The organism is Streptomyces sp. NRRL B-1140, from assembly GCF_001280065.1.
Classification (GTDB): Bacteria; Actinomycetota; Actinomycetes; order Streptomycetales; family Streptomycetaceae; genus Streptomyces.
This window is the reverse complement of sequence record NZ_LGEA01000114.1, coordinates 413,508-431,644: the sequence shown is the minus strand read 5'-3', so window position 1 is coordinate 431,644 and position 18,137 is coordinate 413,508. Positions and strand designations below refer to the sequence as shown.

Annotated in this window: 17 protein-coding genes and 1 pseudogene; 5 read left to right on the top strand and 13 right to left on the bottom strand. The window is 72.9% G+C overall.

The features are described from left to right. Window positions 1-71: 71 nt before the first annotated feature. Window positions 72-2,409 (bottom strand): annotated as a pseudogene (locus ADK65_RS28025) (ATP-binding cassette domain-containing protein). Window positions 2,410-2,420: 11 nt separating this feature from the next. Next, window positions 2,421-3,416 (bottom strand): LLM class flavin-dependent oxidoreductase, encoded by a 996-nt coding sequence (locus ADK65_RS28020; RefSeq protein WP_053673736.1) that lies wholly within the window; start codon window positions 3,414-3,416, stop codon window positions 2,421-2,423. Window positions 3,417-3,547: 131 nt separating this feature from the next. Here ADK65_RS28020 and ADK65_RS28015 point away from each other — a divergent pair, with 131 nt between their 5' ends. Continuing rightward, window positions 3,548-4,258 (top strand): DNA polymerase beta superfamily protein, encoded by a 711-nt coding sequence (locus tag ADK65_RS28015; protein ID WP_053673735.1) that lies wholly within the window; start codon window positions 3,548-3,550, stop codon window positions 4,256-4,258. Here the strand turns inward: ADK65_RS28015 and rpmF are convergent. Then, the gene (gene rpmF / locus ADK65_RS28010) at window positions 4,241-4,411 is read right to left on the bottom strand and encodes a 50S ribosomal protein L32 (RefSeq protein WP_053673734.1); all 171 of its coding nucleotides are present in this window, start codon (window positions 4,409-4,411) and stop codon (window positions 4,241-4,243) included. The genes ADK65_RS28015 and rpmF overlap by 18 nt on opposite strands. Window positions 4,412-4,536: 125 nt before the next feature. Between rpmF and ADK65_RS28005 the strand changes: the two genes are divergently transcribed. Beyond that, on the top strand, window positions 4,537-5,031 hold the full coding sequence (locus ADK65_RS28005) for a nucleotidase (RefSeq protein ID WP_053673733.1): 495 nt from the start codon (window positions 4,537-4,539) through the stop codon (window positions 5,029-5,031). Between the two features lie 33 nt (window positions 5,032-5,064). Here the strand turns inward: ADK65_RS28005 and ADK65_RS28000 are convergent, their stop codons facing one another. The 5 genes from ADK65_RS28000 to egtA all read right to left on the bottom strand — a co-directional run bounded on the left by ADK65_RS28000 (window position 5,065) and on the right by egtA (window position 9,790). After that, entirely contained in the window at window positions 5,065-5,280 is a 216-nt protein-coding gene (locus tag ADK65_RS28000) for a dodecin (protein WP_053673732.1), read from the bottom strand. A 124-nt stretch (window positions 5,281-5,404) separates the two neighbouring features. Then, complete coding sequence (gene egtD / locus ADK65_RS27995; RefSeq protein WP_053673731.1) at window positions 5,405-6,367, bottom strand: L-histidine N(alpha)-methyltransferase; 963 nt, start codon at window positions 6,365-6,367, stop codon at window positions 5,405-5,407. After that, window positions 6,364-7,155: an ergothioneine biosynthesis protein EgtC gene (gene egtC / locus ADK65_RS27990; RefSeq protein ID WP_053673730.1), complete on the bottom strand. Its 792-nt coding sequence runs from the start codon at window positions 7,153-7,155 to the stop codon at window positions 6,364-6,366. The genes egtD and egtC overlap by 4 nt, the downstream gene beginning before the upstream one ends. After that, window positions 7,155-8,492 (bottom strand): ergothioneine biosynthesis protein EgtB, encoded by a 1,338-nt coding sequence (gene egtB / locus ADK65_RS27985; protein ID WP_053673729.1) that lies wholly within the window; start codon window positions 8,490-8,492, stop codon window positions 7,155-7,157. The genes egtC and egtB overlap by 1 nt, the downstream gene beginning before the upstream one ends. Then, window positions 8,489-9,790 (bottom strand): ergothioneine biosynthesis glutamate--cysteine ligase EgtA, encoded by a 1,302-nt coding sequence (egtA, locus tag ADK65_RS27980; RefSeq protein WP_053673728.1) that lies wholly within the window; start codon window positions 9,788-9,790, stop codon window positions 8,489-8,491. The genes egtB and egtA overlap by 4 nt, the downstream gene beginning before the upstream one ends. A gap of 290 nt (window positions 9,791-10,080) precedes the next feature. Here egtA and ADK65_RS27975 point away from each other — a divergent pair, with 290 nt between their 5' ends. After that, entirely contained in the window at window positions 10,081-10,926 is an 846-nt protein-coding gene (locus ADK65_RS27975) for a TIGR02452 family protein (protein WP_053673783.1), read from the top strand. On the opposite strand, the gene ADK65_RS27970 is transcribed toward ADK65_RS27975, so the two are convergent. The 4 genes from ADK65_RS27970 to ADK65_RS27955 form a co-directional block, all read right to left on the bottom strand. Then, window positions 10,889-11,335 carry a type II toxin-antitoxin system PemK/MazF family toxin gene (locus ADK65_RS27970; protein WP_053673727.1) on the bottom strand — a complete coding sequence of 149 codons (447 nt, stop codon included), beginning with the start codon at window positions 11,333-11,335 and terminating at the stop codon, window positions 10,889-10,891. The two genes, ADK65_RS27975 and ADK65_RS27970, sit on opposite strands and share 38 nt — an antisense overlap. Before the next feature lie 42 nt (window positions 11,336-11,377). After that, window positions 11,378-12,847 carry a flotillin family protein gene (locus tag ADK65_RS27965; RefSeq protein WP_053673726.1) on the bottom strand — a complete coding sequence of 490 codons (1,470 nt, stop codon included), beginning with the start codon at window positions 12,845-12,847 and terminating at the stop codon, window positions 11,378-11,380. Between the two features lie 134 nt (window positions 12,848-12,981). Further along, window positions 12,982-13,200: a hypothetical protein gene (locus tag ADK65_RS27960; RefSeq protein ID WP_234352977.1), complete on the bottom strand. Its 219-nt coding sequence runs from the start codon at window positions 13,198-13,200 to the stop codon at window positions 12,982-12,984. Window positions 13,201-13,219: 19 nt separating this feature from the next. After that, window positions 13,220-14,647, bottom strand: a complete 1,428-nt coding sequence (locus ADK65_RS27955) for an amidase (RefSeq protein ID WP_053673725.1) — start codon at window positions 14,645-14,647, stop codon at window positions 13,220-13,222. Window positions 14,648-14,881: 234 nt separating this feature from the next. Here ADK65_RS27955 and ADK65_RS27950 point away from each other — a divergent pair, with 234 nt between their 5' ends. After that, entirely contained in the window at window positions 14,882-16,270 is a 1,389-nt protein-coding gene (locus tag ADK65_RS27950) for a glycoside hydrolase family 43 protein (protein WP_053673724.1), read from the top strand. Window positions 16,271-16,325: 55 nt separating this feature from the next. Here the strand turns inward: ADK65_RS27950 and ADK65_RS27945 are convergent, their stop codons facing one another. Further along, on the bottom strand, window positions 16,326-16,775 hold the full coding sequence (locus tag ADK65_RS27945; protein ID WP_053673723.1) for a hypothetical protein: 450 nt from the start codon (window positions 16,773-16,775) through the stop codon (window positions 16,326-16,328). A 348-nt stretch (window positions 16,776-17,123) separates the two neighbouring features. On the opposite strand from ADK65_RS27945, the gene ADK65_RS27940 reads away from it, so the two are divergent. Next, window positions 17,124-18,098: an SCO2400 family protein gene (locus ADK65_RS27940; RefSeq protein ID WP_053673722.1), complete on the top strand. Its 975-nt coding sequence runs from the start codon at window positions 17,124-17,126 to the stop codon at window positions 18,096-18,098. Window positions 18,099-18,137: the final 39 nt, after the last annotated feature.

Here is an 18,137-nt window from a genome sequence, read left to right as displayed (position 1 = left end):
TGCCGGCGACATGGGTGGTGCGCGCCGCCGGATCTCGGCGGGCCCCCGGCGTGGGTGCGCGCCGCCGCACCTCAGCCGCCCCCGGACAGCGCACGGGCCAGATACGGTGCCGTCCGGCTGTCCGCCGAGCGGGCGACCTCCGCGGGCGGGCCCGCCGCCACGATCCGGCCCCCTTCGTCACCGCCGCCCGGCCCGAGATCGATCACCCAGTCCGCGCCCGCGACGACCGACATGTCGTGCTCGACGACGACCACCGTGTGCCCGGTGTCGACGAGGCCGTGCAACTGGCGCATCAGGACATCCACGTCCGCCGGGTGCAGCCCGGTCGTGGGCTCGTCGAGGAGGTACAGCGTGTGGCCGCGCCGGCCGCGCTGCAGTTCGCTCGCCAGCTTGATGCGCTGGGCCTCGCCGCCGGAGAGCTCGGTCGCCGGCTGGCCCAGGCGGAGGTATCCCAGGCCGACGTCGAGCAGGGTGCCGAGGCTGCGGGCCACGGCCGGGGTGTCCGCGAAGAACTCCGCCGCGCTCTCCACCGTCAGATCCAGCACCTGCGCGATGTTCCGCCCCCGGTACGTCACCGCCAGCGTCTCCGGGTGGTAGCGCGCCCCGCCGCAGTCCGGGCAGGGCGCGTACGTGCTCGGCAGGAAGAGCAGCTCGACGCTGACGAATCCTTCGCCCTGGCAGGTCTCACAGCGCCCGCCCGCCACGTTGAACGAGAACCGCCCGACGCCGAAACCGCGTTCGCGCGCCCCCTCGGTGGCCGCGAACACCTTGCGTACGACGTCGAAGAGGCCGGTGTAGGTGGCGAGGTTGGAACGCGGGGTGCGGCCGATCGGCTTCTGGTCGACCGACACCAGCCGGCCCACGCCCGCCGAGTCCTCCGTGATCTCGCCGATGAGCGTGGACTTGCCCGAGCCGGACACGCCCGTGACCGCGGTGAACACGCCGAGCGGGAACTGTGCCGTCACGCCGCGCAGGTTGTGGCGGCTGATCGGGCCGGTCGTCAGCCACCCGGTCGCCTCGCGCACCTCGCGGGCCGGGGCGGGGGAGCGGCCGGACAGGTAACGGGCGGTCGCCGACTCCTCGACGCCCGCCAGCCCGGCCACCGGGCCGCTGTGCAGCACGCGCCCGCCGTGCTCACCCGCGTCCGGACCCACGTCGACCAGCCAGTCGGCGGCGCGCACCACGTCCAGGTGGTGTTCCACCACGAACACCGAGTTCCCGGACGCCTTCAGCCGCGCCAGCACCGTGAGCAGCGCCTCGGTGTCCGCCGGGTGCAGTCCGGCCGACGGTTCGTCGAGGACGTAGACGACCCCGAACAGGCCGGAGCGCAGCTGGGTGGCCAGGCGCAGGCGCTGCAGTTCGCCCGCGGAGAGGGTGGGGGTGGGCCGGTTGAGACTGAGGTAGCCGAGCCCCAGCTCCAGGACCGGCGCGATACGGGAGCGCAGGTCGTCGGTGAGCACCCGGGCGGCCTCCGAGGTCCCTTCGAGACTCTCGGCCAGCTCGACCAGCGGCAGTGCCGCCAGCTCGGCGATGGTCCGCCCGCCGAACGTCACCGCCAGGGCCTCGGGACGCAGCCGGCTGCCGCCGCACGCCGGGCAGGGCGCACTGGTGAGGTACCGCTCGGCCTTCGCCCGCAGGGTCGGGCTCTTGGAGTCCGAGAACGTCTTCATCACGTACCGGTGGGCGCTCATGTACGTGCCCTGGTACGGCCGCTGGATGCGGTCGGCGTCCCGCACGGGGTGCACCGTGACGACCGGCTGCTCCTCCGTGAACAGGATCCACTCCCGCTCGTCCGCCGGCAGCTCCCGCCACGGCCGGTCCACGTCGTGGCCCAGCGCGTCGAGAATGTCCCGAAGGTTCTTGCCCTGCCAGGCGCCCGGCCACGCGGCGATCGCCCCGTCGCGGACCGACAGCGACGGGTCGGGGACCAGCAGCTCCTCGCTCGTGCGGTGCACCCGCCCGAGCCCGTGGCACTGCGGGCAGGCCCCCACCGCCGTGTTCGGCGAGAAGGCGTCGCCGCTCGGCGCCGGGCGGGTAGGTGCCGGCCCGGGAGAACAGCATCCGCAGGGAGTTCGAGAGATTGGTGACGGTGCCGACGGAGGAGCGGGAGGTGGGCGCCGCCCGGCGCTGCTGGAGCGAGACCGCCGGGGGCAGACCCGTGATCTCCCCGACCTTCGGCGCGCCGACCTGGTGGATCAGCCGGCGCGCGTACGGCGCCACCGACTCGAAGTAACGCCGCTGCGCCTCCGCGTAGATCGTGCCGAACGCCAGCGACGACTTTCCCGAGCCGGACACGCCGGTGAACACGGCCAGCACGTCCCGGGGGATGTCGACATCGACGCCCCGGAGGTTGTGCTCACGGGCTCCGCGGACACGGACGTACGGGTCATGGGGGTCGCGGTCGTGCATGGGAGACGACTCTAACCGGCTCCGACCGAGGTGATCGCGGCCAGCCGCCGGTAGGAGTCCAGCAGGGCTTCACGGTCGTAGGTGCTGGTCGTGACGAGGACCTCCTGGGCGCCCGTCTCCTTCAGCAGCGTCTCCAGCTCGTGCGCCACCTGCGCCTCGGTGCCGGTGATGTGGCCGGTCAGGCCGGACTCGTAGAAACCGCGCTCCTTGGCGGTCATCGAGCGCGTCTCCACGAGCTCGGCGGGCGGCAGCGGCGGGAAGGTGCCGTGAGTGCGGGAGTGCGCCATGGACCAGGCCTCGGGGATCAGCAGCCGCCGGGCCTCCTCGGGCGTGCCGGCCACGGCGATCGTGCCCGAGACGACGACGTAGGGCTCGGCGGCCCAGACGGAGGGGCGGAAGTGGTCACGGTAGTGGTCGATGCCGCGCCGCATCCTGTCCCGGTTCCTGAGGTCCCCGATGACCATCGGCAGGCCCGCCCGGGCGGCGATGCCGGCACCCTCGCCCATGGCCAGGACGAACGGCGGCACACTCAGGCCCTCGGCGGGACGGGCGTGGACCCCGGTGGGGGAGGTGCCCCGGAACCAGCCGAGCAGCTCCGCGAGCTGGGCCTCGAAGTCGTCGGCGTCGCCCTTGTCACGGCCCAGGGCCCGCCGTACCCCGTCCGTGAAGCCGACGGAGCGGCCGAGGCCCATGTCGATCCGTCCGGGGAACAGCGACTCCAGCACGCCGAACTGCTCGGCCACGACCAGCGGCCGGTGGTTGGGCAGCATCACCCCGCCGGTGCCGACCCGGATCGTCCGGGTCGCGCCCGCGACGGCCGCGGCCAGCACCGTCGGAGCGGAACCGGCGACCCCCGGCACGCCGTGGTGCTCGGAGACCCAGAAGCGGTGGTAACCGAGCCGCTCCAGCTCCCGCGCCAGTCGCACGGTGTCGCGCAGCGCCTCGGGGTGGGTGTGCCCCTCGCGGGTGCGGGAGCGGTCGAGGACGGACAGGCGCACGGGATCCATACCGGGTTCTACGCCGGGTGGCCCCGCCGGTATTCCGCCGGACCGCGCGGACCGTCACCGGAAAACCGGGTGACCGCGTCCGGGCACGCCAGGACAATGTTCCGGTACCTCGTAGCGAAAGGCGGCCGACCATGACCGTCCCCAACGTCCTGCTCTGCGGTGTCGTCGGATCGACCGCCTACGGCCTGGCCCGCCCGGGCTCGGACATCGACCGCCTCGGCCTGTTCGCCGCGCCGACCGAGGAGCTGCACGGTCTGCGCCGGCCGAAGGAGTCCCACGTCAGTACGGCCCCGGACCGGACGCTGCACGAGGCCGCCAAGTGGTGCCGGCTGGCCCTGGGCGGCAACCCGACCGCGATGGAGCTGGTGTGGCTCCCGGACGACCTGTACGAGGTGCGCACCCCGCTCGGCGAGGAACTCATCGGCATCCGTTCGGCGTTCCTGAGCGCCAAGCGCGTCCGGGACGCCTATCTCGGGTACGCCACCCAGCAGTTCCGGCGGCTGGAGACGCGCGGTGACGGTTCGTTCTCCGCCGACACCCGCAAGCGCACGTCCAAGCACGCCCGGCATCTCAAGCGGCTGTGCGCGCAGGGCCTGGAGCTGTACACCACCGGGCGGTTGACGATCCGCGTCGAGGACCCGGAGGAGTACCACGCCTTCGGCGAGCGCGTCGCCGCCGACCCCGCGGCCGCCCTGCCCCTGCTCCGGCACCACGAGGCGGCCTTCGACGAGGGCCCCTCGGCACTGCCGGACGAGCCCGACGAGGCGCCGGTCGAGGCCTGGCTGCGCCGGGTCCGGGCGCACTTCTGGGCCGGGGCGGAGTGCTCAGCCGTCGGGGCGTAGCAGGCCACGCTCGTAGGCCTTGACGAGGTTCTGGGGTACCAGGTGCCGGACGCCGTCCACGGTGACCGGGACCAGGGTGGGTGTGGCCGCCTTCCACTGGGCGCGGCGGTGACGGGTGTTGCTGCGGGACATCTTCCGCTTGGGGACAGCCATGGGATTCCTCCTCGGTGGTCGGGCACCGAGACGCTACATGAAAATGGATCCCATTAACAATGCGCGTTCGGGTCCCGGCCGCGACCCGGGTGGGCCTGGTGAAGGAACCCCTTAGGCTGGGCGGCGTGAGCGACGACCGCAGCGAGACCCCGCTGGCCGTGTTCGACCTGGACAACACCCTCTCCGACGCCTCGCACCGGCAGGGGTTCCTGGAGCGCAGGCCGAAGGACTGGGACGGTTTCTTCGCGGCGGCGCCGCAGGATCCGCCCGTCCCGGAGGGCATCGCGCTGGTCCGGGAGCACGCGCGGGAGTGCGAGATCCTCTACCTCACGGGGCGGCCCGAGCGCTGCCGGCGCGACACGCTCGACTGGCTCGCCGCCCAGGGACTGCCCGAGGGGCGCGTGTACATGCGGCGGGACGCCGACAGGCGGCCCGCCCGGTTCACCAAGCTGGAGATCCTGCGGCGGCTGGCCCGCACCCGCGAGGTCCGCGTCCTCGTCGACGACGACGAACTGGTCTGCGCCGACGCCCGGCGCGCGGGCTTCACCGTCGTCCGGGCCGACTGGGTGACCCGGTCCGCCGAGATGAAGGCGGCTCAGGAGCGCGAAGGGCGCACCTGAGCGTGCCCGCCGGGCAGAGCCCGGGCCCCTGAACTACTCGGACTCGTCCAGCCGGAAGCCCACCTTCAGCCCCACCTGCCAGTGCGCGATCCGCCCGTCCTCGAGCTGGCCGCGCACCTGCGTCACCTCGAACCAGTCCAGGTTGCGCAGCGTCTGCGAGGCCCGGTCGATGCCGTTGCGGATGGCCTGGTCGACGCCGTCCGGTGAGGTGCCGACGATCTCCGTGACCCGGTAGGTGTGGTTCGACATCCGCTGCTCCTCTTCCCTGACGTGCCAGTGACGGGAGTGTCACGCGTCATTCCACCGTGCCCCAGGCGGCGGCGATGCGCGAGACGTCGTCTCCCGCCGTCGCCGCCGCCCGGGCTTCACGGGGTCAGCGCGCCACGCTCAGCGACAGCGCGAACCGGCCCGGGCCGTCCGTCCACCAGTGCGTCAGGTCCAGGTCCGCCGCCGACAGTTCGGCGCGCACGCCCTCCTGCCGGAACTTCGCCGACACCTCGGTCCGCATCTCCTCACCGGCCGCGAAGTCGACGGCGAGGTCGAGCGCCGGCACCTTCACCGTCTGTGCCCTGCGCGAGCGCAGCCGCATCTCGATCCACTCGTGCCCGGCGTCCCACAACGCCACGTGGTCGAACGCGGCGGGCTCGAAGTCGCCGCCCAGCTCGCGGTTGATCACGGACAGGACGTTCTTGTTGAACGCGGCCGTCACCCCGGCTCCGTCGTCGTACGCCCGGACCAGCACCTCCTCGTCCTTGACCAGGTCCGTGCCCAGCAGCAGGGCATCGCCGGGGGTGAGCAGGGCGCGTACGGACGACAGGAACGCGGCGCGTTCGGCGGGCAGCAGATTGCCGACCGTGCCGCCGAGGAACGCCACCAGCCGGGGCCCCGGCGTGTCCGGCAGGGTCAGTTCCGCGGTGAAGTCGGCGATCAGCGCGTGAACGTCCAGGCCCGGCCGTTCGGCGGCGAGCGCCTGGCCGGCCTGGGCGAGGGCACTCTCGCTGACGTCGACCGGCACGTAGGTGTGCAGGTCCGTGAGGGCGTCGAGCAGATGCCGGGTCTTCTCCGAGGAGCCGGAGCCCAGCTCGACGAGGGTGCGCGCCCTGGTGGCCGCGGCGATGTCGCCGGAGCGCGCGAGGAGGATCTCCCGTTCCGCGCGCGTGGGGTAGTACTCCGGGAGTTCCGTGATCTTCTCGAACAGGTCGCTGCCGTGGGCGTCGTAGAACCACTTCGGCGGGAGCGACTTGGGGCGGCCGGTCAGACCACGGTGGACATCGGCGCGCAGTGCGGCGTCCGTGGCGTCCTCGGGCAGGGTGCGGGTGAGACGGAACGGGCTCACGTACGGGGCTCCTTCGCGGGTGCGGGCACGGCGGCGTCGGCCGGCTCCTTCAGCGGCGTGAGCAGCACGTCGGTGCGGCTCGCCACGAGCAGGGTGCGGTCGGGGACCTCCTGCCAGTGCGGATCGTCGTCGTAGGGCTCGGAGGCCACGACGGTGCCGCCGCCGGGCCGGGTGAGGTACCAGAGGGTGTCGCCCCAGGCGGTCGCGGTGATCGTGCCGCCGTTGGTGAGGAGGAGGTTGAGCCGGGAACCGGGGGCCGCGGCGGCGACCTCCAGGACCGTGTCCGCCATCGCCTGGCCCTCCTCGTCGCCGCCGCGCAGCCGGGCCAGCACCAGCGCCCACACGAGCGCCGAGTCGTTGCGGGCCTCCAGGGACAGCAGGTCCTCGTGCGGCAGCGTCCGGGAGACGGCGGCCAGCGAGCCGGGCCAGCCCTTCACCGCCCCGTTGTGGCTGAACAGCCAGGTCCCCGCGGCGAACGGGGCCGCCGCGGCCTCCGCGTCCGCGCCCGACAGCGTCGCGTCCCGCACCGCGGCGAGCAGCCCCGTGGACCGTACGACCCGGGCGAGATCGGCGAAGGAGAGGTCCGCCCAGACCGGCCCCGCCCGGCGGTAGCGGGCCGGCACCGGGTCGCCCTCGGCGTACCAGCCCACGCCGAAACCGTCGGCGTTGACGGTGCCGTACTTCTGGCGCCGGGGCGCCCACGACTGCCGGTACAGCCCGTGCGGGGGCTCCACCAGGAGCCGGCCCAGCCCCTCCGGTGGTCCCACGTACGCCACATGACGGCACATCAGACGTCCTCCGACCGGGCCGTGCGGAACCCGGAGAAGATCTGCCGCCGGATCGGGTAGTCCCAGTTGCGGAAGGTGCCCCGGCAGGCCACCGCGTCCACGGCGAACGAACCGCCGCGCAGCACCTTGTACTCGGGCCCGAAGAAGACCTCCGAGTACTCCTTGTACGGGAACGGCCTGAATCCCGGGTACGGCAGGAAGTCGCTCGCCGTCCACTCCCACACGTCGCCGATCAGCTGCCGCACGCCGAGCGGCGACTCACCCGCCGGGTAGCTCCCGGCGGGCGCCGGACGCAGGTGCCGCTGGCCGAGGTTGGCGTGCTCGGGCCGCGGGTCGGCGTCGCCCCAGGGGTAGCGCATCGTGCGGTCGGCGGCCGGGTCGTGCCGGGCGGCCTTCTCCCACTCGGCCTCGGTGGGCAGCCGGCGTCCGGCCCAGCGGGCGTAGGCGTCGGCCTCGTACCAGGACACGTGCACCACCGGCTCGTCGGCCGGTACGACCTCGGTGACACCGAACCGGCGCCTGAGGAACTGCTTCCCTTCGCGCCGCCAGAACAGTGGCGCGTGGATCCCGTACTCGCGGATGTGCGCCCAGCCGTCGGCCGACCACCACCGCCGGTTGTCGTAGCCGCCGTCCTCGATGAACGCCTGGAAGGCGCCGTTGGTCACCGGGGTGGTGTCGATGTGGAAGGGTGCCACCTCGCGCCGGTGCGCGGGGCGCTCGTTGTCCAGGGCCCACGGCTCACCGGAGGTTCCCATCGTGAACGGGCCGCCGGGCACGAGGACTTCGGACGGGCCGGTGAACAGCGGCGCCGGATCCGGGTCGGGTGCCGTCAGGGCCGGGGGGCCGGTGCGGAGCTGATGGGTGATCAACATGGTCTCGTCGTGCTGCTGTTCGTGCTGCGCGATCATCCCGAAGGCGAACCCGGCCTCCGTCAGCCGCGTCCCGTGGAACGCGGCCTTCTCCAGCACGTCCAGTGCCCGGCCCCGCACGTCGGCCGCGTAGGTGCGGGCCTCGGCCGGTGAGAGCAGGGGCAGCTTCGGCCGCTCGGCGCGGGGGTGCTCGAAGGCGTCGTAGAGGCCGTCGATCTCGGGGCGTATCGCCTCGTGCCCGGCGACGGCCCGCAGCAGCCACTGCTCCTCCTGGTTGCCGATGTGCGCGAGGTCCCACACCAGCGGCGACATCAGCGGCGAGTGCTGCGCGGTCAGATCGGGATCCTCCACACAGCTCGTCAGCAGGGTGGTGCGGTCGCGGGCGACGACGAGGGAGGCGACCGCCCGCTCACGGAGCACCTCGGGGTCGGCGGCCTGGGCGTCGACAGCGGATTCGGTGTCGGTCATGGGCGCGAGTCCTTCCCGTGGGCGCGACCGTCCGCGCCGCGCTGTCGGTCGAGCAGGTCGTCGGCGGGGCAGCGGCCCAGGACGACGTAGCGGTCCAGAAAGGCCGTGACGGCCTCGACGACCTCGGGGCCGGCGCCGAGCCGGGGCAGGGCGTCCAGCGCGGTCGTGAAGCACGTGACGGCCACCTCGCGCAGTTCCGCGTCGGCCAGACCGCCGCGGGCCGCGTCGAGCCACAGCGGGTTGTGCGGCGCGGGCAGCCCCAGGGTCCGCTCGGTCAGCGGCTTCACAGCCCGGTAGGCGGTCTCGGCGGCCTCCGGGTCGTCGAACAGCGCCGCCGTCACGGCCAGCGGCACGATCCAGCCGTCGTCCCCGGGCTGCGCGTCGATCATGCGCAGTTCGAGATGGCCGCGCGGCCTGACCGGCGGGAACAGCGTCGTGACGTGGTAGTCGAGATCCTCCCGGGTGGGCGGCCGGGGCGCGCCGGTGCGGATCCAGTCCCGGAAGGTGAGCCCCTCGGGGACGTCCCAGGGCCCGCCGTCCCGCCGTACGCACATCACGGGGGAGTCCAGCACGTGCTGGGCCCAGGCGCCGCGCGGGTCGGTGTCCAGCCGCGGTCCGCCCGCCCGGCCGGCGCCGATCCGGGTCCACGTCAGCTGCCGGGTGGACAGCCAGCCGGTCGGCCGGTTGGCGGCGAGCGGGGAGTTGGCGAACGCGGCCACCAGGACGGCGCCCAGATGGTGGGCCAGCCACCAGCGCCGCACCAGACCGAGCGGACCGGGTTCCTCGTGGCCGGCGTCCAGGCACACCTGCACCGAGGCGGAGGCGCACATCATGGCGCGGCCGGCGGGGCCCGCGCGGTCCAGACACGCCTCCATGGCGTCGTAGCGCGGTTCGCGCAGGAACCGGCGGGGTTCGTGCCAGGGATCCTGGCCGAGGCCGACGAGGGCGAGGCCGTCCTCGCGCAGCACCGCGCGAACGGCGTCGAGGTCGGCGGAGACGTCGGCGATGACGTCCGTCAGCGAGGCGGCGGGGAGCGAGCTCAGCTCCAGCTGGCCGCCGGGTTCCACCGTGAGTGCCGACTTCAGGGGAACGGTACGCAGTGCGGCGTAGGCGGCTTCGAGCCGTTCGGGTGTGACAGGGAGCTGCGGTGCGCGCAGCTCGTGGACGAGCCATTCCACCTCGACACCGAGGCGGCGCGGCGGGCCGGTCTTGAAACAGATGCCGCGGACGAGAGCCTCGACCTCGGCTTCGGACAACGACGTGCGTGGCCGGGTACAGCCACTTACCGAATCGGACATGTCGGGATCCTCCTGAGATTCCACCATGCCACCGGTCCGGGCTCTTCGGCGGCCCGGGCCGGGATCACCGTCTCACCCAAGACCTTCATGCCGCTCCGCACAAGGGGGCGAAGCGGGGCGTTCCCGGGCGGTCATGCCTCGCGGCCCGGCGTTTCCAGGGACTTTCCCCGGCGTTCTCCCACAGCGAAAACCCCGTTGCGGCCGGGATCGGGCATCACGCACGATGCCTGCGTGAGCACGACAAGACGAACCGCGCGGGGCGCGCTCACGGCGTGCACGGGGGTCACGCCGTGAGCGCGCGTCTGCGCGGTGTCGCGCGGGAGACCGAGCAGATCGTCGCGGCCGGGTCCTACCGCGCGCCGGACGGTCGTGACATCTCGATCGCCGAGGAGTTGCGGGCGGCGCGGGGAGGGACCCGTGTGCACGGACCGGAACCGGTGCCGGTACCCGCCGATCGGGTGACGGGCGGGCGGACGACGCTGATCGAGGTCACGGGCGAGAGCAGCCTGGAGGCGGCCCGCCGGCTGGGCGGCCGTGCGGCCGTGCTGAACTTCGCCTCCGCCCGGAACCCCGGCGGCGGCTACCTGAACGGTGCCCAGGCCCAGGAGGAGGCCCTGTGCCGGGCCTCCGCGCTGTACACCTGCCTCCTTCAGGCCCGCGCCTTCTACGACCACCACCGGGCCCACCGCGACCCGTTCTACACCGACCGCGTCATCCACTCACCGGCCGTGCCCGTCTTCCGCGACGACCGGGGCGGCCTGCTGGCCGAGCCGTACACCGCCGGTTTCCTGACCTCGCCCGCGCCCAACGCGGGCGTGGTGCTCCGCACGGCGCCCGAACGCGCCCACGAGCTGCCGCGGGTGCTCGCGGCCCGGGCGGAACGCGTGCTGGAGACGGCCGCCGCCCACGGCTACCCCAGGCTCGTCCTGGGTGCCTGGGGCTGCGGGGTGTTCCGCAACGACCCCGCGCAGGTGGCGGAGGCCTTCCGGGCCCTGCTGGGATCCGGCGGCCGGTTCGCACAGAGCTTCGAGCACGTGGTGTTCGGGATCCTGGACCGGACGCGGGACCGTACGGTGCTCGGCGCCTTCGAGACGACCTTCAGCTCCAGCCGTAGCGCTCCTGCAGGCGGCGTCTGACCAGGTTGAAGCGCATGCGGTCCAGGGCGCACGCCTCCCGGCGCATGCCGTCCTCGTGCAGGCGCAGCACCCGGTCCACGTCGACCCACGAGTCCCGGCCCGTACGGTCCCACGGCCCGCTGCCGATCGGCACCCACTCCCGGTCGCCGTCGTGCCGCTTGCTGGACAACCGCACGGCGAGGAACGTGCCGCCCGGTTCGCGGGCCACCACCAGCACCGGGCGGTCCTTGCCGCGCCCGTCGTTCTCCTCGTAGGGGACCCACGTCCAGACGATCTCCCCGGGGTCCGGGTCGCCGTCGTGGGCGGGGGAGTACTCCGTGCGGACCCGGCCCACCTCGCGCGGGTCGGCCTGGACGGTGGCGGAGGGGCCGTGACGGCCGGGAACGTTCTCGTCGGCAAACGTGCTCACGGGGGCACCTTAGAGGCTGCCCCCGCGAGTACGGCGTCCGGGTCACTTGCCGTCCATCGGCACCTTCTGGGCGTGCCCGTTGAGGGCGGAGGCGTCCTGTGGCGCCTGCCCGCCCCGGTCCATCGACGCGAGCAGCTGACGGGCCAGGCCCAGCCCGGTGCCGCCCATGGTGAGCGCCTTGGCGAACAGGTCCGCCATACCGTCGGCGCCGTTCAGCAGCACCATGTTGTCGACGTTGCCGAACGCGGACGCGCCCGCCTTCACGATCTCCGGCCAGTTCTCGGCGAGTTGCTGGGCGACGACGGCCTCCTGGTTCTCCGCCAGGGCGGTGGCCCGGGCCTTGATGGCCTCCGCCTCCGCGAGGCCCTTGGCCTTGGCCGCCTCGGCCTCGGCCAGACCCCTGGCCCGGGACGCCGCGGCCTCCGCCTCACCGGTGGCCCGGGTCGCCTGCGCCGCCGCCTCGCCGCGCGCCTTGGTGGCCTCCGCGTCGGCGCCTGCGGCCGTCTTGACCCGGGTGGCCTCGGCGGCGGCCGCCAGTTCCGTCTCCTTCGCCTGCGCCTGGGCCGAGGAGATGCGCGCGTCGCGGTCGGCCTCGGCCCGAGTGCGCGTCTCGTAGGCAGCCGCGTCGGCGGGTTTGCGGACGTCCGCCTGGAGTTGTTGCTCGCGCCGGTGCGCCTCCAGCTCCGCCACCCGCGTCTCCTGGACGACGACCTCCTGCCGGGCGCCGGCCTCCGCGAGCGGTCCCGCCTGCCGGGCCTTGGCGGCCGCCTTGTCCCGCTCGGCCTGATAACCGGCCTGGAGGATCTCGCTGTCCCGGGTCGCCTCCGCCATCCGGGCGAACGACTGCTGCTCGGCCTCGGTGGCCAGCCGGTTCGCCTCCGCCTGCGCGATGCGCGCGTCGCGCTGTACGGCCGCCGCGTGCGGCATGGCGAGGTTCTGGATGTACCCCGTCGGGTCCTCGATCTCGTGGATCTGCAGCGAGTCCACGATCAGGCCCAGCTTCTCCATCTCGGTGCCGCACGCGGCACGCGTCTGCCCGGTGAGCTTCTCCCGGTCGCGGATCATGTCCTCGACCGTCAACCCGCCCACGATGGACCGAAGATGACCGGCGAACACGTTATGCACCCGTTCCGACATCAGCTTCTGCTGGTCGAGGAACCGGCGGGCCGCGTTCGCGATCGACACGAAGTCGTCGCCCACCTTGAAGATGACCACGCCCCGCACCTTCAGCGGGATGCCCTGGTGGGTCACGCAGTCCACCTGCAACTCGGTCTCGTTCAGGTCGAGCGAGAGCTTGCGCACCGCCTGCACCCCGGGCAGCACGAGCGTGCCGCGGCCGGTGACGATGCGGAACCCCAGGCCCTCCTCGATGCCCTCCGTACGGTGCTTGGACCCCGAGATGATCAGTGCCTCGTTGGGTTCGGCGACCCGCCACATGAGCTTGAACAGACCGATCAGAACGAGGACGGCGGCAACCGCCACCCCCGCAACGACGCCGACGACCATCGGCATTCGCCCCCTTGGCATGGTGCCCTCTCGGCACCGAACGAAGGGGAGTGTGCTCCTCGGCGGAGCCCGGGTACAGCCACCGGCGCATCCTTGGCACAAGCTTGACGCGTACGGCTCTCACCTGCGTCGCGTCGGGCTCAACTGTCGTACGCCGCCGTGACGTAGACGGTCCTGGGGGCCAGGTACTCGACCACCATCACGACCGTCCCCGTCTCGATGCGGTCCGTCGCAATGGCCGGGTGGGCGAGGAAGTGCTCGGCGCCGCCGCGCACCCTGACGATCACCTCGCCGACCAGCCCGGGACCGATCGTCCCGGTGACCCGCCCCATGAGCCCGACCATCGACGCGTCCGCCATGACCTCAGCGTACGGTCGCTCAGGCGGCGGCGGAACGCTCCGGGAGCGGCGGCGACGGCCACTTCTCGGCCCAGCGCAGCTCCGCCTCCAACTGCGCGGCCACCTGCACCAGCAGCGGCTCGCTGTTCGCCGGGCCCAGCAGCTGCGCACCGACCGGCAGCCCGTCCGGCGTGAAGCCGGCGGGCACGTTGACGCCCGGCCACCCCAGCACGTTCCACGGCCAGGCGTACGGGCACGCGGCGATCATCGCCCGGTCGGTGGCGAACCCGCTGAGTTCCAGCAGGGCCCCGATCCGGGGCGGGGGAGCGGCGGTCGTGGGCGCGAGGACGACGTCGTACGAGGTGAAGAAGGCGCCGATACGCCGGTGCAGCACGCTCTCCGCGCGCCGGGCCGCCCGCAGCGGGGCGCCGCCCAGCAGCCGGCCCAGCCGGGCCGCGCCCCGGGTGCGCCGGTCCAGCAAGGCAGGGAAGGGCGCCTCGCTCACGCGCTCGGCGATGCCGGCCGTGGCGCGCGGCACGAAGGTCAGCCCGATCTGCCCGTAGGGCGGATCCGCCTCCTCGACGACGTGCCCCAACGCGGCGAGCCGTTCGGCCAGTTCGACCACCCGGGTGCGGACCTCGGGCAGGAGCCGGGCGGGCACGGCGGTGAAGGGCGGTGTGAGGGAGAGCGCGATGCGCAGCCGTCCGGGGTCGCGGCCGACGGCCCGGGCCACCTCCAGGGCCGGGGGCCGGTGCGGGTCCTGCGGGTGGTTGCCGCTCGCCGCGTCGAGCAGCAGGGCCGCGTCGGCGACCGTGCGGGCCAGGGTGCCGTTGACGGTGATGCCCTGGAAGGACTCCCCGCGCGGCCAGGTCGAGATGCGGCCGCGCTGCGGCTTGATCCCCACCAGATGGGTCCAGGCGGCCGGGATCCGCACCGAGCCGGCACCGTCCGAGCCGAGCGCGGCGGGCACCAGACCGGCGGCGACCGCGGCGGCCGACCCGCCCGAGGAACCGCCGGGCGTGTGGTCCGTGCTCCAGGGATTGCGGGTCGCGCCGAAGGCGGGCCCCTCGGTGAACGGCCACTGGCCGAACTCGCAGGTGTTGGTCTTGCCGACGATCACGGCTCCGGCGGCGCGCAGCCGGCGCACCGCCTCACCGTCCTCGGCGACCGGTGGGAACTCGCCGCAGCAGCCGAACGCGGTCGGCTCACCGGCCACGTCCATGTCGTCCTTCACCGCGACCGGCACCCCGAGCAGTGGCTTGTGCGAGCTCTTCGAGGCCAGTTCGCGGTCTGCGGCGTCGGCCTCCGCGAGCGCGGCCTCGGCCCGGACGATCCGGAAGGCGTTCAGGCCTGTCTGGGTCGCCTCGATCCGGGCCAGGGTCCGCTCGACCAGCGCTCGCGCCGTCACCTCGCCCACGGCCAGCGCACGGGCGGATTCCACCAGGCCTTCACAACGGTCGAGCGTCATACGGACACCTCCGGAGGCTGCTCCTCTACCGAACGGTAACGTCCGGCGGCCGGTGGCGTCATGCCGACGGCGGGAGTGGATGTTCACCCACCGGCCGCTTCCGCCGCGCCGGGTGCGTCGGCTCCGGTCCAAACCATTGACCACCCGCCGGGCCACCCCTACCTTCTGAGCCCCCACGTCTGAGTTGCCGAACTGGGTTCGATATCTCGAACGCCAGTCAAGGGAGAGCCGCCCGTGACCCCTCACCCCGCAGTCCCGTCCCGCCGTATACTGCTGCGCGCCCTGACCGCCCTGCCCGCCTCGGCGGTCCTGCTCGGCGAATCACCCGGGCTGCTCGGCAGCGCACTGGCCGCCGCACCCCCGAACGGCTCGGCCACCCGCTACACCATCGTGCCGTTCCTCGACAGCGACGACGGCACGGTCGACGTCTACCAGTCGGACGACGCCACCGACTTCCGGTTGCTGCGCTCCGCCGCGTACACCCCGCCCGCGAACCGGATCCGCGACGCCAGCGTCATCAGACACACCGACGGGTTCTACTACCTCACCTACACGACACACACCTGGCAGGACCCCAGCACGACCATCGGCTTCGCCCGCAGCTCCGACCGCCTCGACTGGACGTTCCTCTACGACTACACCGTGCCGGTCGCGCGCCTTTCCCGCGCCTGGGCGCCGGAGTGGTTCGTCGACGGCGACGGCAGCGTGAGCGTCATCGTGTCCTGCTCCACCACGAACGACGAGTGGATCTTCACGCCGTACCTGCTGAGGGCGACGAACTCGGCGCTCACGGCTTGGAGCGCGCCGGTCGCCCTCTCGGGTATCGGCGCCAACCACATCGACACGTTCATCGTCAGGATCGGCTCGACGTATCACGCCTTCCCGAAGAACGAGACGACGAAGTACATCGAGTACGCCACCGCCGCCAGCCTCGCGGGCCCGTACACGATCCGCCGGACGGGTGACTGGGCGGGCTGGGGCAGCTACCGCGAGGGACCGGCCCTGGTCCGGCTCGACAACGGCGGCTGGCGGATGTTCTTCGACGGCTACGGCGACGGGAACTACTACTACAGCGACAGTTACGACACCTTCGCCACCTGGTCGGCCCCGGCGGCCCTGCCCGCGATCTCCGGTAGGGCACGGCACTTCACGGTGGTCAAGGAGACGGTCACCGGCGGCCCTGCCCTGGCCCGGAACGGCACACGCTCCTTCCGCTCGGTCAACTACCCGGACCGCTACTGGCAGCAGCGGTCCTCGCTGCTCGACCTGCCCGTGGTCGGCTCCTCCAGCACCGCCACGCAGAAGCAGGCGGCCACCTTCACGGTCGTCGCCGGCCTCGCCGACGGCAGCGGCTGCTCCTTCCGGGACGCGAGCGGTGCCTACCTGCGCCACTGGGACTTCCGCGCCCGCTTCGACCCGAACGACGGCACCAGCACCTTCGCCAAGGACGCCACGTTCGTCCTGCGGGCCGGCACGGCCTCGGGCTCCGTGCGCTTCGAGTCGTACAACTACCCGGGCCGCTACCTGCGCCACTACGCCTACGAGCTCCGTGTGGACCGCTCCGACGGATCGGACGGGTTCCGCCAGGACAGCTCTTTCCTGCCCGTGACGGCCTGGGCCTAGGCGGGCACGGAGAAGCCGGGCCCCACGGTCGCCCGTGGAGCCCGGCCGGAGGGGGTCAGCGGGTGAAGGTGACCCGGTGCTCCTTCAGGGAGCCGCAGTTGGAGCCGTACACCTGCACGTACGTGTTGGCGATGCCGCCGCCCCAGTCCACGCAGTGGCCCTTGCCGTAGGCGTAGGTCGGTCCGGCGTAGGACGTGAACAGGCCGTCGTCGTAGTCGCTCTGCTCGGTGTCCGGGACGGAGACCCAGGCGGACATGCTCACCTTCGTGCCCGGGTTGTTGCGGATGGTCGTGACGCAGTTCTTGCCGTTGGAGGCGTTGTAGGTCAGGTAGACGGTCCCCAACGAGCCGACGGTCGCCGAGTTGACCGTCTTGTAGCCACTGCCGCAGACCTTCTGCGGAGTGGTGTTGGGCGCGGCCGAGGCCGGCGACGCCAGGGCGGTCATGGATCCCACGGACAGCGCCGCGACGGCGGACGCAGCCAGGATGGAACGGGTGAATCGCATATTTCCCCCATGCAACTCTTCGAGGTGGTTGCTCCTGCATGGTGTGACCGACCGGGTGTTCAAAGGGTTGTGCCCCGATTGCCGGAAAATTTCGGGGAGTTGAGGGACAGTGCGAGCGGAGGGGCCGGCTCCGTCACGGAGGGGGCTCGAGCTTTCCCATGGTGCGATTCTTTTACTCACGAGTCACTTGGGGCGCACGCGAGATCCAGAGGATCTGTGCAGGGATGTCACACGGACTGCACACCGCCCTTTCAAAGTCTCGTTAGCGTTACGGCTCGATCCCACGTGCGAACGTGACCAGGCAGCGGCCGGCGAGCCGCCGGAACAGCCAGATCGGGAACACCACACATGGACTACTGCTCGTCGTGCCGTCGGCACCTCAACGGCGCCTTGGTCTGCCCGGGGTGCGGCGCCTACGCCCCGGACATCGCCCCCTCCGTCCTCGGCAGCCGCCCCGGACCGGACCGCGGGCCCGCCACGGACCCGGACGGACCGGCTTCCCGGGAGTACCCGGCAGGCCTCGGCACCTGGCACGACGGCACCGTGTGGGACCAGACCCCCGCGCGCGCCCAGGACGGCCCCGGCTCGGCCGCCGCCCACGACTCCGCGGCCGCCCTCGACTTTTCCGACGCCCCCGACGCTTCGGGCGACGAGGTTGCCGAGGGGTACGAAGCCCGGCCGGCGGGGCGGGCGGCCCGGCGGCGCCAGCTGGCCCGCTGGAAGAAGAACCAGCGGCGGGCCGTGGTGGCGACGGCCGTCGCGCTCGTCGGAGGCGGTCTGACCGTCGCGACGATGAACGGCAACGCGAAGCCCGGCGTGCAGGCGTCCGCGACGCCGGAGGACACCACGATGGGCGGCGCCCTGGGAGAGGCGCCGACGGTCACCGAACCGACGTCGAGCCGGCAGGACACCCCGCGTTCCGCCTCCACCGCCCCGTCGCACACCGACCGCGCCTCACGCCACCAGCAGTCCCGGTCCGCCGACCCCCGCACCACGCCGACGGACACGCGGACGGACGCAGCCGCGGCACCCCGCGAACTCCCGCTGACGACCGCACCCGGCAAGACCGTCAGGGACACCGTCGGCGCGGCCACCGGCAGCATCGGTTCATCGGGCTCATCGGGCTCATCGGGGTCGTCCGGCTCTTCCGGTTCCACGGCCACCGAACCGACAGCACCCCCGGCCGCCGCGTCCGGCTCGGACGCACAGCAGCCGGATTCTTCCTCGACACCCCCGCCCGCGGCGACGACTCCGCCCGAGACGTCCCCCTCCGACCCGAAGTCCAAGGAGCTCTGCCTGCTCGTCATCTGCCTCGGCGGCTGAACGGGCACGGGTGGCCGTGCGCGGTCGCCCCTTCGTATC